The 13,820-nt window shown below is 64.0% G+C and carries 12 protein-coding genes; 8 read left to right on the forward strand and 4 right to left on the reverse strand.

Translation table 11 applies throughout. From position 1 onward, the window contains the following. Nucleotides 1–5: 5 nt before the first annotated feature. The gene (locus HU738_RS16430) at nt 6–2,393 is read right to left on the reverse strand and encodes a PAS domain-containing sensor histidine kinase (protein ID WP_186602914.1); all 2,388 of its coding nucleotides are present in this window, start codon (nt 2,391–2,393) and stop codon (nt 6–8) included. A gap of 95 nt (nt 2,394–2,488) precedes the next feature. On the opposite strand from HU738_RS16430, the gene HU738_RS16435 reads away from it, so the two are divergent. Further along, nucleotides 2,489–3,487, forward strand: a complete 999-nt coding sequence (locus HU738_RS16435) for an alpha/beta hydrolase family protein (RefSeq protein ID WP_186602913.1) — start codon at nt 2,489–2,491, stop codon at nt 3,485–3,487. A 31-nt stretch (nt 3,488–3,518) separates the two neighbouring features. Here HU738_RS16435 and HU738_RS16440 read toward each other — a convergent pair whose 3' ends face one another. The 3 genes from HU738_RS16440 to HU738_RS16450 are packed head-to-tail and all read right to left on the reverse strand — an operon-like array spanning nt 3,519 to nt 5,972. Continuing rightward, on the reverse strand, nt 3,519–4,283 hold the full coding sequence (locus HU738_RS16440; RefSeq protein ID WP_186602912.1) for a TerB family tellurite resistance protein: 765 nt from the start codon (nt 4,281–4,283) through the stop codon (nt 3,519–3,521). Nucleotide 4,284: 1 nt separating this feature from the next. Then, entirely contained in the window at nt 4,285–4,956 is a 672-nt protein-coding gene (gene murU / locus HU738_RS16445) for an N-acetylmuramate alpha-1-phosphate uridylyltransferase MurU (protein WP_186602911.1), read from the reverse strand. Then, complete coding sequence (locus tag HU738_RS16450; protein WP_176506080.1) at nt 4,953–5,972, reverse strand: aminoglycoside phosphotransferase family protein; 1,020 nt, start codon at nt 5,970–5,972, stop codon at nt 4,953–4,955. The genes murU and HU738_RS16450 overlap by 4 nt, the downstream gene beginning before the upstream one ends. Before the next feature lie 130 nt (nt 5,973–6,102). On the opposite strand from HU738_RS16450, the gene HU738_RS16455 reads away from it, so the two are divergent. From HU738_RS16455 to glpE, 7 genes are all read left to right on the forward strand, one after another. Continuing rightward, a complete protein-coding gene (locus HU738_RS16455; protein ID WP_186602910.1) occupies nt 6,103–8,913 on the forward strand; it encodes an LPS-assembly protein LptD in 2,811 nt (936 codons plus the stop codon). Then, complete coding sequence (locus HU738_RS16460) at nt 8,894–10,213, forward strand: peptidylprolyl isomerase (protein WP_176506078.1); 1,320 nt, start codon at nt 8,894–8,896, stop codon at nt 10,211–10,213. The genes HU738_RS16455 and HU738_RS16460 overlap by 20 nt, the downstream gene beginning before the upstream one ends. Further along, nucleotides 10,210–11,199, forward strand: coding sequence for a 4-hydroxythreonine-4-phosphate dehydrogenase PdxA (gene pdxA / locus HU738_RS16465; protein WP_186602909.1), 990 nt, complete (start codon nt 10,210–10,212; stop codon nt 11,197–11,199). Before HU738_RS16460 ends, pdxA begins: the two co-directional genes overlap by 4 nt. Next, nucleotides 11,196–11,996: a 16S rRNA (adenine(1518)-N(6)/adenine(1519)-N(6))-dimethyltransferase RsmA gene (gene rsmA / locus HU738_RS16470; protein WP_186602908.1), complete on the forward strand. Its 801-nt coding sequence runs from the start codon at nt 11,196–11,198 to the stop codon at nt 11,994–11,996. Before pdxA ends, rsmA begins: the two co-directional genes overlap by 4 nt. 142 nt (nt 11,997–12,138) lie before the next feature. Continuing rightward, nucleotides 12,139–12,519 (forward strand): Co2+/Mg2+ efflux facilitator ApaG/CorD, encoded by a 381-nt coding sequence (gene apaG, locus HU738_RS16475; protein ID WP_054885219.1) that lies wholly within the window; start codon nt 12,139–12,141, stop codon nt 12,517–12,519. Further along, on the forward strand, nt 12,519–13,385 hold the full coding sequence (locus HU738_RS16480; RefSeq protein WP_186602907.1) for a symmetrical bis(5'-nucleosyl)-tetraphosphatase: 867 nt from the start codon (nt 12,519–12,521) through the stop codon (nt 13,383–13,385). Before apaG ends, HU738_RS16480 begins: the two co-directional genes overlap by 1 nt. A gap of 13 nt (nt 13,386–13,398) precedes the next feature. Next, nucleotides 13,399–13,728, forward strand: coding sequence for a thiosulfate sulfurtransferase GlpE (glpE, locus tag HU738_RS16485; RefSeq protein WP_186602906.1), 330 nt, complete (start codon nt 13,399–13,401; stop codon nt 13,726–13,728). Nucleotides 13,729–13,820 lie beyond the last annotated feature (92 nt).

Raw genomic sequence — 13,820 nt, forward strand, 5'->3', positions numbered from 1 at the left:
CTCTCCTACTCCAAGGGAATGGCCACGCTCAGGCTGGTGCCTTCGCCTGGTTCACTGTCCAGCGCCATGCTGCCGCCGAGCATCAGCACCCGCTCACGTACGCCGACCAGGCCGAACGAGGCAGGCCTGGGCTGGTCCCGGCAGAACCCGGTGCCATCGTCGCTGACGGTCATGCGCAACTGCCCGTCCTCACGCACCAGCTCGATCTCCACACTGTGCGCCTGCGCGTGGCGCATCACGTTGGTCAACGCCTCCTGCAGGATGCGGAACAGGCCGATGGCCTTGGCATCGCTCAATGCTGGCAGATTATCCGGTACCTGCACCAGACAGGGTATCTGCGTGCGCGCTTCGAAGCGCCGCGCCTGCCATTCGATGGCCGAGGCAATGCCGGCGTCGAGGATCGGTGGACGCAGCGCGGTGGCGACGTCACGCACCAACTGGAACAGCTGGGCGATCAGGCGCTTCATGCTGCCCAGGCGCTCGTGCAGCCCAGGATCCAGTTCGGCAAAGGCCAGCTCGCACATCGACACTTCCAGCTTGAGCACGGTCAGCATCTGCCCCAGCTCGTCGTGAACTTCACGGGCGATGCGGGCCTTTTCCTCTTCGCGCACGCTCTCCAGGTGCGCCGACAGTTCGCGCAGCTGTTCCTGCGATTGGGCCAGCGCCAGCTCGGCGCGCTTGCCTTGGGTAATGTCCCAGACGATACCGTCCCAGGCCACCCGGCCATTGGGCAGGCGTCGGGCACTGGCCTTGATGTCGGCCCAGCGTTGCTCGCCCTGACGGGTGAGGATGCGCCCCTGCCACGACCAGTCCTGATCGCTGGCAATGGCCAGATCCTGCACCTGGTGATAGTCGGCCCGGTCGTCCGGGTGAACGAGATTGCGCAAGCCCATCAGCGGGTGCTGGATCTGCGCAGGCGTGTAACCCACCAGTGCCTCGCTGCCTTCGCTGATGTAGGGAAATTCCGGCTCACCTTCGGCCGGCGCCGGTTCAAGGCGGAACACCAGGCCCGGTACGTTGCCTGCGATACCCTTGAGCCGCGCCTCGCTTTCGCGCAACGCTGCCAGGGCGCGATGGCGCTCGGTGACATCGGCGAGGTACACCACCAGGTATTCGGCATCGCGAAAACGCAGGAAACTCAGCGACAACTCCACCGGGAGCAAGCTGCCATCCGCGCGCCGGCATTGGGTTTCGAATTGCCGGGCACCGCCGTCGCCGGCGCGGGCCCCTTTCCACAGTTCGAGCCAGCGGTCCATGCTCAGGTTCGGCTCGAAGTCGCTCAGCGGGCGCTCCAGCAACTCAGCCTCGGCATAGCCGAGCATGGCCTCCACTGCATGGTTGGCGTAGCGCACATGGCTGTCCCAATTGACCCAGAGAATGCCCACCGTACTCTGGTCGATAGCGAACTGGCTAAGGCGCAGTGCCTCTTCGCGGCCCTGCCGCTCGGTCAGGCTTTCGCGCGTGGCCAGCAGACTGCGCTCCAGCTGACGTTGCTGCCGACGCTGCCACACCAGGGTGGCCACGGTACACAGCAGCAACATGCCGAACAGCAACGCCAGGTTCTGCCAGAAGCCCGGCGACTCGCTCAAGCGCGGGTATTTAGGCTGCAACCAACGCTGGTGAAGTTGTTCCAGCTCCTTGGCAGGCATGGCCTGCAGCCCGCGTTCGAGCACATCGGCGAGCATCGGCCAGTCGCGCCGCGAGCCCACCCGCAATAACTGGGGCAAGCCTATATCACCCACCACTACCAACTCGGCGAACTCATTTTCGCGTGACAACCGACTCAGCTGAGCCTCATCCAGCACCGCGTAACTGGCCTGGCCGCCGACCACCCATTGCAACGCCTCGCGTTCGCTGGGCACGCCTTGCACGTTCAGGCCGCTGTAATTACCGCGCAGATAGTCGGCAAGGGCGCTGGGCATGCGCACCGCGACGCGGGTTTGCGCATCGAGCTTTTCCAGCTCTACCGACATTGCCCCCGTCCGCGCTCCCACCACCAGTTGGGGTACCCGCATGTAAGGGTCGCTGAACAGCCACAGGCGCAAGCTGGCCGGGGTTTGCGTCAGCCCTGGGGCAAAATCGATTTCTCCTGCCTGCAAGGCATGTTCAAGGCTGGCCTGGTCAGTGAAGTTGCGCCAGGTCAGGTCCAGGCCCAGCGCTTGTCCCAACCCGTTCACCAGCTCGACGTTGGCGCCGTAAAGCTGTTGCAGACGCCGGTCGAACTGGGCGTAGGGCGCCTGCAGCACCAGGCCGACACGCAAGCTGCGATGGCTTTCGAGCCATTGCTGCTGTGCAGGCTCCAAGGTCACCACTGGCGGCACCTGCGGCCGTGCCAACGCGATCAAGGGCAGGCACAACCAGCCGATAACCAACAGGCGACGCAATCGCTTCATCTACACGCTCGTCTTGGCAAGGGCGGCCATGCAGCATGGCCGCCGCGGGCAAATACTATTAGGCTGCCGGTATCATTCTGGCCTTGGGTTGATTCATGTCCACACTTTATCGCACGACGCTGGCAATGTGCTGCCTGGCCTCGCTCCTACCACTCGCCGCCCTGGCCACCGATGCGGCCACGCCAGAGGCGGCAAGCGAGGCGCCCTCCGCCGCGGCGCCACGCCCACCGTTGCTGGAGCGCAGCCAGGAGGGCGCGCAAGCCCTGGAGCGCCTGGTACCAAAAGCCGAACAACAGACCCTGCAGGCCGGAGCGGACAGCTTCCTGGCCCTGTGGAAACCGGCCAACGTCGCTGATCCGCAAGGTGCCGTGATCATCGTGCCTGGCGCTGGCGAGAATGCCGACTGGCCCAATGCAGTCGGGCCGCTGCGGCGCAAGTTCCCGGATATCGGCTGGCACAGCCTGAGCGTGAGCCTGCCCGACCTGCTCGCCGACGCCCCGCAGGCGCGGGTAGAGGCCAAGCCGGCGCCAGCGCCTGAGCAGAAGGCAGGCGAAAGCGCACCGGCCAAGGACACCCCCGCCGACGCCAACGCCAACGTCGCCCAGGCAACGGCCGCCGATGCCGATACCGCAGAAAGCACCGACGCCGAGCAAGCCAGCGAACAGAACGACGTGGCCGACGCTGAACGCATCTTCGCCCGCCTGGATGCTGCCGTAGCCTATGCGCAGCAGCACAATTCGCGCAGCATCGTGCTGATCGGTCACGGCAGCGGCGCCTATTGGGCAGCGCGCTACCTGAGCGAGAAGCAACCGCCGCAGGTGCAGAAACTGGTGATGTTGGCGGCGCAGACGCCGGCGCGGGTCGAGCACGATCTGGAAAGCCTGACGCCAACCCTCAAGGTGCCGACGGCCGATCTCTACTACGCCACCCGTACCGGCGACCGCAATGCGGCGGCGCAGCGCTTGCAGGCCAGCAAACGGCAGAAGGGCAGCCAGTACAAGCAGCTCTCGCTGATTGCCATGCCGGCGAACAAGGACGGCGAGCAGGAGCAGCTGTTCCGCAGGGTTCGAGGCTGGATGAGCCCGCAACAGTAGCGTGAATGGCCAGGGGCGCTGTGCGCCCCTGCTAGAACCCCCGCCGCTTGCGCACGATGGCATAGGCCTGGTGCAGTTCGCGGGTCCGCTCGGTCGCTTCGCGCACTTGCGCCTCGCTTGCTCCGCTGCCCGCCAGCTTGTCCGGATGATGCTTGCTGACCAGGCGCCGGTAAGCCTGCTTGACCTGGTCCCCTTCCGTGTCGGCCTCGATGCCCAGCAAGCGCAGCGCTGCCGCATAGTTCATCACCGCCCCTGACGCCGGCACCTTGCGCGGCTCGTACTCCAGCGACATTGCTTGCACCTGGCGACGGCTCAGGCCCAGCTTTTGTCCCCACTCCAGCAACAGCTCGCGCTCATGGCGCCCGGCCTTGCCGTCGGCCCAGGCCATGCGCCAGCAGGCACGCAGAGTACCCTCGGCAGCATGCGGCTGCAGCCGGATCCGGCGCAGGTGGCCCGACAGCCGGTCTTTGCCCGCCTTGCCCCGGTTGAACGCGGCGATGGCCCGCAACCGCGCCGCCTCGGGCATGTCCAGGCGGACCATTTCCTGCCGCGCCTGCTGAATGTGCTGCTCGGCCACACGACCATCGCTCTTGGCCAGCCGCCCGAGCAAGACGAACAGCAACTCATCGTCCTGCAGGGCCGGGCGAGCCCCCAGGCGCTCGCACATGTCGTCCCAACCCTGCAAGCGCAGGCGCCGGTCCATCGCCTGGCCCAGCAAGGCACCGAGCAGCGCGCCGGGGATACTGGCGACCGCGAAGCCTGCGCCCAACCCGATTACCGTGCCTGGCCACCACATGTCAGGCGCGCTCGCCGATCAAGCGCTCGGCCTCGGCCAAGCGCTCAAGGGTACCGACATCCACCCAATGGCCACGGTAATGCTCGCCACTCACCTGGCCCGACGCCATCGCCTGACGCAACAACGGCGCCAACTTGAAGGCCCCCGCCTGGCAACCTTCGAACAGCGCCGGGTGCAGCACCGAGAGCCCGCTGAACGTCAGCGTACCGGGGGCGTCGTCACCATCGATCACCCGACCCTCGCGCAGACGGAAGTCGCCACGCCCGTGATGGCCTGGGTTGTCGACCAGCACCAGGTGCGCCAGCCCACGCAGCGGCGTGCGCAGTTGCGTGAAGTCGTAGTCGGTCCAGACATCGCCGTTGATCAGGGCAAAGGGCTCGCTGCCCAGCAACGGCAGGGCCTTGAAGATTCCGCCGCCGGTTTCCAGCGGCTCCCCTTCGGCCGAGTAACGGATGCGCAGGCCGAACCGGCCGCCATCGCCCAGATGATCTTCGATCTGCTGGCCAAGCCAGGCGTGGTTGATCACCACCTCGGTAAACCCGGCCGCCGCCAGCGCGCGCAGGTGATATTCGATCAGTGGCTGACCCGCGACGGGCACCAGCGGTTTGGGGGTATGCAGGGTCAGCGGGCGCATGCGCTCGCCTTTGCCTGCTGCAAGAATCATCGCCTTCATGCACGCGCTCCGGCTTGCAACTCGGCAATCAGCTGGCCCAGTTCGGCAAGCTCCGGGCGACGGCTGACCACTTCATCTATATAGGCGAAGAATCGCGGGACGTCGGCCAGATAACGCGGTTTTCCGTCACGATGGCATATTCGCGCGAAGATACCGATCACCTTGAGGTGGCGCTGCACGCCCATCAGGTCACTGGCACGCTGGAAATCGTCGAATGCCGGCTGCACCGGAATACCGGCGGCTCGCGCCTGGTCCCAGTAGCTGCGCAACCAGACTTCGACCTGCGCCTGTGGCCAGCTGAGGAAAGCGTCCTTGAACAGGCAGGTGATGTCGTAGGTGACCGGGCCATAGACTGCGTCCTGGAAGTCCAGCACGCCTGGGTTCGGGGTGCTTTGCATCAGGTTGCGCGGCATGTAGTCACGGTGCACCAGCACCTTGGGCTGGGCCAGGGCGCTGTCGATCAGCAGCTGGCTGATGCGCTGCCAGCTGGCTTTCTGCGCTTGCGTGAAGGCCAGGCCAAGCTCACGGCCCACGTACCACTCCGGGAACAGTTCGACTTCGCGGCGCAGCAAGGCGTCATCGTAGCTGGGCAATGGCGCGTCCATTGGCAGACGCTGGAAGGCCAGCAGGGCGTCAATCGCATCGGCAAACAGGCCATCGGCGTTGTCGGCCTGAATGATGTCCAGGTATGTCTGATGGCCCAGGTCACCCAGCAACAGGAAGCCGCGTTCCAGGTCCTGCGCATGGATCTGCGGCACATGCACGCCTGCACTGGCCAGCAGATGGTCAATGGCGACGAATGGTCGGCAGTTTTCCTGCGGAGGCGGCGCGTCCATGATCACGAAACTGTGGCCCGCCCCCTGCCAGCGGAAGTAACGGCGGAAGCTGGCGTCGCTGCTGGCGGCGGTCAGGCTGCCCTCGGGCACCTCGCCCCAGGCGTTGTCGCGGAAAAGTCGATCGAGCTGCTCATGGAGCCAGACAGTCAGTTGTTGCAGGCGTACATCGTGTTCAGGCATTACAAGGGTCTCCGACGGCCCTAGCCGTCAAGCGGGTCATGCTTTATTATCCAGCATCTTTTTCAGACCATCGAGAGGCGTGCGGCCCCACACGCGGGCAGATGGCACGCAGGAAGCCCGGACTAATAAGATGGCATTGAAATCCCCCGCGTTTCGTAGAAAGTTTCCGTTGCTGGTAACCGGCGGTCTGCTGGCCATGCAACCTCTTGCCACCTCCTATGTGGTGGCTGCCGAGCAGTTCGACTGCCAAGTGTCCGCCTCCGGTGGTTGGGACTGCAAGCCCAAGACCCCAGCCAACAACCTGCCTCCGCGCCCGGTGCACGAAGGTGCTGCGCTCACTTCCGGCAGCGAAGCCGAGCCGGCCGAGGCCGAGAGCGCTGACAAGCCGATGCTGGTCACCGAGGCCAAGGGCCGTGGCCTGAAGTCGCGCAGCGAAGACTACAGCCACCTCGACTGGGTTCCACGCGAGAAGCTCACTGCCGCCCAGCTGGCCGAAACCGGCCCGTATTGCGGCGGTGCGTACATCGAGCCGACCCGCCCGGGCATGGCCGACTCCACGCCGAAGGACGAGTCGCCGACCTACATCAACGCCAAGGTCTCCAAGTACCAGCAGGAGCAGCAGATCGCTACCCTCGCCGGTGACGTGGTCATGCGCCAGGGCAGCATGCAGGCCGAAGCCGACGAAGCCAACCTGTACCAGGCCGAGAACCGTGGCGAGCTCAAGGGCAACGTCAAGATCCGCGACAACGGCTCGCTGGTCGTCGGTGACCAGGCAGAGATCCAGCTCGACACCGGCGAAGCCCAGGTCGACAACGCCGAATACGTGATGCACAAGTCGCACATCCGCGGCAACGCCCTGTACGCCAAGCGTGGCGAAAACGCCATCATCCGCCTCAAGGACGGTACGTACACCACGTGCGAACCGGGCAGCAACGCCTGGCAGCTGAAGGGCAACAACATCACCCTGAACCCGGCGACCGGTTTCGGTACCGCGACCAACGTCACCCTGCGGGTCAAAGATTTCCCGGTGCTCTACACACCGTACATCTACTTCCCGATCGACGACCGTCGCCAGTCCGGCTTCCTGCCGCCGTCGTTCAGCAGCACCAGCGACACCGGCTTCATGCTGGTCACGCCTTACTACTTCAACCTGGCGCCCAACTATGACGCCACGTTGTACCCGCGCTACATGACCAAGCGCGGCCTGCTGATGGAAGGCGAGTTCCGCTACCTGACCAAGTCCAGCGAAGGCCAGTTCGGCGGCGGCTACCTCAACGACGAGGACGACGATCGCAAGCTGCAGACGGACTACAAGAAAGAACGCTGGATGATCAACTGGCAGCACAAGGGTGGCTTGGACGAGCGCCTGATGACTGAAGTTGATTACACCGATATCAGCGATCCGTTCTACTTCCAGGACCTGGAAACCGACCAGATCGGCGTCAAGAGCCGGGACGTGGTCAACCAGCAAGGTGCCCTGACCTGGCGTGGTGACACCTACACCGCCCGCCTGAATGCGCAAGCGTACGAGATGGCGACCCTGTCGCAGATCACCCCGTACAACAAGCTGCCGCAGATTACTCTCAATGGTGCGCTGCCGTTCCAGCCTGGCGGTTTGAATTTCGGCTACGAGACGGAGGCGGTACGCTTTGATCGTGACCTGAAGAACGACTTCGTCACTGACAAAGATGGTAACCCGGACTTCAGCGCAGGCGCCGCAGGCCGTCGACTCGACGAAAACCTGTTCGGTGTTGCCCGTGCCAACGGTACCCGCCTGAACGTCGCACCGTCGATCAGCCTGCCCATGAACGCAAGCTACGGCTACATCACGCCGAAGCTGAAGTACATGTACACCCATTATGATCTGGACCTGGATGGCAAGGGCAAAACCGACGTTGCCAACAGCAGCGATGCCACCCGCGACCTGTTCGGCGACTTCAAGAGCAATCAGAACCGCGACATCCCGATTCTCAGCGTAGACAGTGGGCTCTACTTCGACCGCAATACGTCGTTGTTCGGGACCAATTACCGTCAGACCCTGGAACCGCGCCTGTACTACCTCTACGTTCCTTACAAGGATCAGGTGGACATCCCGCTGTTCGACACGAGTGAAACGCTGTTCAGCTATGACTCGCTGTTCCGTGACAACCGCTTCTCCGGCACCGACCGTATCGGCGACGAGAACAAGCTGTCGCTGGGCGTGACCACCCGCTGGATCGAGGACAACGGCTTCGAGCGTCAGAACTTCAGCATCGGCCAGGCTTACTACTTCAAGGACCGCAAGGTCCAGTTGCCCGGCATCGACTACCGTACCCGCAAGGACTCGCAGTCGGACGTGTCGCCGTACGCGTTGCTGTACAACTACTACTTCAACCGCGACTGGCGCTTCAATTCGGACTTCAACTGGGACCCGGACAGCCGCAGCACCCGTTCGGGCAGCGCGATGTTCCACTACCAGCCTGAAGACAACCCGAACAAGGTGGTCAACTTCGGTTATCGCTACCGCAATGACACCATCGCCTATGACTCCACCACCGGTACCTGGAAAGTGGGCGGCGGCGACTATGGCACACCGGGTACCGACAACTTCATCAAGGATTACTACAAGATCCAGCAGCACGACTTCTCGGTCATCTGGCCGCTCGTGCCGCAATGGAGCGTGATCGCCCGCTGGCAGCATGACTACAACCGCAACCGTACCCTGGAAGCCATGGGTGGCTTCGAGTACGACAACTGCTGCTGGAAGCTGCGCCTGATCAACCGTTACTGGATCGACGCCGACGACTTTAGCCAGGCTACCCCGACAAACGAAAAGGGTGACCACGGCATCTTCCTGCAGATCGTGCTGAAAGGCCTCGGTGGTGTAGTGGGTAATAAAGTCGAATCGTTCCTCGACCAAGGCATTCAAGGTTACCGTACACGTGAAGACCAAGCTTATTGATCGACTGCGCCCGGTGTTGCTGGGCGCTGCATTGCTGAGTGGCGCGGTGCATGCCGCGGTACAACCCATCGACCGCGTGGTGGCCATCGTCGACAACGACGTGGTCATGCAGAGCCAACTGGACCAGCGCGTCCACGAGGTGCAGCAGACCATCGCCAAGCGCGGCGGTGGCGTACCACCGACCGGCGCACTGGAGCAGCAGGTACTGGAACGCCTGATCGTCGAGAACCTGCAGCTGCAGATTGGCGAGCGTTCGGGCATCCGCATCACCGACGAAGAACTGAACCAGGCCATCGGTACCATTGCCCAGCGCAATGGCATGTCCCTGGAGCAGTTCCGCGCCGCCCTCGCCCATGACGGCTTGTCGTTCGACGACGCCCGTGAGCAGGTCAAGCGCGAGATGATCATCAGCCGCGTGCGTCAGCGTCGGGTTGCCGAGCGCATCCAGGTGTCCGAGCAGGAAGTGAAGAACTTCCTCGCCTCGGACATGGGCAAGATGCAGATGTCGGAAGAGTACCGCCTGGCCAACATCCTCATCCCGACCCCGGAAGCCGCCAACTCGGACGACATCCAGAAAGCTGCACGCAAGGTCGGCGAGCTGTACCAGCAACTGCGCCAGGGCGCCGACTTCGGCCAGGTGGCGATTGCCAACTCGGCCAGCGAAAACGCCCTGGAAGGTGGCGAAATGGGCTGGCGTAAAGCGGCCCAGCTGCCACCGGACTTCGCCAAGATGCTGAGCAGCATGGCAGTCGGCGACATCACCCAGCCAATCCGCATCCCCAACGGCTTCATCCTGCTCAAGCTCGAAGAGAAGCGCGGGGGCGGCGAGAACGTGCTGCGTGACGAAGTGCATGTGCGCCATATCCTGATCAAGCCGAGCGAAATCCGCAGCGAAGCAGCCACCAAGCAGCTGGCCGAGCGCCTGTACGAGCGTATCCAGAACGGCGAAGATTTCGGCGAACTGGCGAAGAGCTTCTCGGAAGACCCAGGTTCGGCACTCAACGGCGGCGACCTCAACTGGGTCGACCCGAACAGCCTGGTGCCGGAGTTCCGCGAGCAGATGGCCGACGCCCAGCAAGGCGTGGTGACCAAGCCATTCAAGACCCAGTACGGCTGGCACGTCCTGGAAGTGCTGGGCCGTCGCGCTACCGACAGCACCGAACAGGCGCGTGAGCAACAGGCCATGAACGTGCTGCGCAACCGCAAGTACGACGAAGAGCTGCAGACCTGGCTGCGCCAGATCCGCGACGAAGCCTACGTTGAAATCAAGCTGCCTGGCGCTGACCAGGCCGCGAAGTGAAGCCCCTGCGCTTCGCCGTCACCCCCGGCGAACCAGCCGGCATAGGCCCTGACCTGTGCCTGCTGCTCGCCGCCGACGCCCAGCCCCATCCCCTGATTGCCATCACCAGCCGTGACCTGCTCGCCGAGCGGGCCACGCAGCTGGGGCTGGCGGTCAACCTGCTGACGGTAGCGCCAGGCCAATGGCCTGACCAGCCTGCGCCTGCCGGCAGCCTGTACGTATGGGATACACCCTTGGCTGCGCCCGTGGTGGCGGGCCAGCTGAACAAGGCCAACGCGGCGTTCGTGCTGGAAACGCTGACCCGTGCCGGCCAAGGTTGCCTTGACGGGCAATTCGCCGGGATGATCACCGCGCCAGTGCACAAGGGCGTGATCAACGAAAGCGGTATCGCCTTCTCCGGCCATACCGAATTTCTTGCCGACCTTACCCGTACCGCCCAGGTGGTGATGATGCTGGCCACCCGTGGCTTGCGCGTTGCCCTGGTGACCACGCACCTGCCGCTGCGGGACATTGCCGACGCCATCACTGCCGAACGTGTAGAGCGGGTTACCCGCATCCTGCACGCCGACATGCGCGACAAGTTCGGCATCGCCAACCCGCGCATCCTGGTCTGCGGCCTCAACCCGCATGCCGGAGAAGGCGGCCACCTTGGCCGCGAAGAAATCGACATCATCGAGCCGACGCTGGCCCGCCTGCGCACCGAAGGCATGGACCTGCGCGGCCCACTGCCGGCCGATACCCTGTTTACCCCCAAATATCTGGAGCACTGCGATGCGGTGCTGGCGATGTACCACGACCAGGGCCTGCCCGTACTCAAGTACAAAGGCTTTGGCGCAGCCGTCAACGTGACCCTGGGCCTGCCGATCATCCGCACATCGGTCGACCACGGCACTGCCCTGGACCTCGCCGGTAGCGGCAAGGTCGACACCGGCAGCCTGCGCGTAGCCCTGGAAACCGCCTACCAGATGGCCGAGAACCGACCATGAACGAGCAATACCAACACCGGGCCCGCAAGCGCTTCGGCCAGAACTTCCTGCACGATGCAGGCATCATCGACCGCATCCTGCGCGCCATCAACGCCAAGGCCGGCGAACACCTGCTGGAAATCGGCCCGGGCCAGGGCGCCCTGACCGAAGGCTTGCTGGGCAGTGGCGCCCAGCTGGACGTTGTCGAGCTGGACAAGGACCTGGTCCCGATCCTGCAGCATAAGTTCGCTGGCCGCGATAATTTCCGCCTGCACCAGGGCGATGCGTTGAAGTTCGACTTCAACCAGCTGGGTGTACCATCACGCAGCCTGAAGGTGGTCGGCAACCTGCCGTACAACATCTCTACGCCGTTGATCTTCCATCTGCTCAGCCACGCCGGACTGATCCGTGACATGCACTTCATGCTGCAGAAGGAAGTGGTCGAGCGCATGGCTGCCGGCCCAGGCGGGGGTGATTGGGGTCGCCTGTCGATCATGGTCCAGTACCACTGCCGCGTGGAACACCTGTTCAACGTCGGCCCAGGCGCGTTCAACCCGCCGCCAAAGGTCGACTCGGCAATCGTGCGCCTGGTGCCGCACGACGTGCTGCCGCACCCGGCCAAGGATGCACGGTTGCTGGAGCAGGTGGTGCGTGAAGCGTTCAACCAGCGTCGCAAGACCCTGCGCAACACCCTGAAAGGCCTGCTCGACAGCGCCGCCATCGAGGCCGCCGGCGTGGATGGCAGCCTGCGCCCTGAACAGCTCGACCTGGCAGCCTTCGTGCGCCTGGCCGATCAGCTGGCCGACCAGCAAGCCTGATACGGCTGCCGGCCTCATCGCGGGTTTACTCGCGAAGGGGCCGGCAATGACGATGCAATCCCCCAAGCCCCTACACCGCTGGCCCTCCCCCCCGCCAATGGCCTAGACTGCATTATTGCGTCAGTTCGCCCAAGGCCCTTGCATGTCCGACCCTCGCTATCAGATCGACGTCAGCGTCGTGACCCGTTACCTGAAAGACCAATCCGACCCCGAAAGCAGTCGCTTCGCCTTCGCCTACACCATCACCGTGCAGAACAACGGCCTGGTCAAAGCCAAGCTGCTGTCACGCCACTGGCTGATCACCAACGGTGATGGCGAAGTCGAGGAAGTGCGCGGTGCCGGCGTGGTCGGCCAGCAGCCGACCATCGAACCTGGCCAGAGCCACACCTACAGCAGTGGCGCGGTGATCAGCACACGCGTCGGCACCATGCAGGGCAGCTACGAGATGTTCGCCGAAGACGGCAAGCGCTTCGAAGCCGACATCGCACCCTTCCGCCTCGCGGTGCCTGGAGCGCTGCACTGATGGCTACCTACGCCGTCGGAGACCTGCAAGGCTGCCTTGGTCCGCTCAAGTGCCTGCTCGCGCGGGTCAACTTCAACCCGGCGGTCGACCGCCTCTGGCTGGTCGGCGACCTGGTCAACCGCGGCCCCGAGTCGCTGGAAACCCTGCGCTACCTCTACTCGATCCGCCAGTCACTGGTGTGCGTGCTGGGCAACCATGATCTGCACCTGCTGGCTGCCTGGCAAAATGTCGAGCGCTTGAAGAAGAGCGACACCCTGCGCGAGGTCATCGAGGCGCCGGACGCCGATCAGTTGCTCGACTGGCTGCGCCAGCAGAAGCTGCTGCATTACGACGAGCCCCGCGGCATCGCCCTGGTTCATGCTGGCATCCCGCCACAGTGGACCCTTGGCCAGGCCCTGAAGCTCGCTGCGGAAGTCGAAGAAGTGCTGCGCGACGACGGCCGTCTGCAGCTGTATCTGGATGGCATGTACGGCAATGAGCCGAACAAGTGGAGCAAACACCTCTCCGGTATCGAGCGCCTGCGGGTCATCACCAATTACCTTACGCGCATGCGCTTCTGCACCCCCGCAGGCAAGCTCGACCTCAAGAGCAAGGAAGGCCTGGGCACCGCCCCCAAGGGGTACAAACCCTGGTATGCCCACAAAGACCGCCGCTCCCGCCACGTGACGATCATTTTCGGCCACTGGGCTGCACTCCAGGGCCAGGTCGACGAGCCTGGCATCATCGCCCTGGACACCGGCTGCGTGTGGGGAGGCGCCATGACCCTGTACAACGTTGACAGCGGTGAATACCACCGCTGCGACTGCACCGACGACGGCAATATCCGTCTGCCGGCGCAACCCACTACACTGAACGATCAACCCTGAAGAGAGCCGTACCATGAGCGAATTCAAGCGCATCCCTCCCGAGCAGGCCCTTGCACTGCGCGCGCAAGGTGCGGTAGTCGTCGACATTCGCGACCCGCAAGCCTTTGCCGCTGGCCACATCACCGGTGCCAAGCATCTGGATAACCACTCGGTCGCCGAGTTCATCCGCAATGCCGACCTCGATGCCCCGACCCTGGTGGTCTGCTACCACGGTAACTCCAGCCAGAGCGCAGCGGCCTACCTGGTCGGCCAAGGGTTCTCCGACGTGTACAGCGTCGATGGCGGCTTCGAACTGTGGCGCGCCACCTACCCGGCAGAGACCGCTCAAGGCGCTGCCGAATAATTTTTTCATATTTACTGCAGCCCGCGCCCCACGCGGGCTCGCAGCCCACCTGACGAACGGTCGTTCGTAACTTCTGCACTGCGCGCCCTTGA

This window comes from Pseudomonas vlassakiae (assembly GCF_014269035.2).
GTDB classification, from domain to species: domain Bacteria; phylum Pseudomonadota; class Gammaproteobacteria; order Pseudomonadales; family Pseudomonadaceae; genus Aquipseudomonas; species Aquipseudomonas vlassakiae.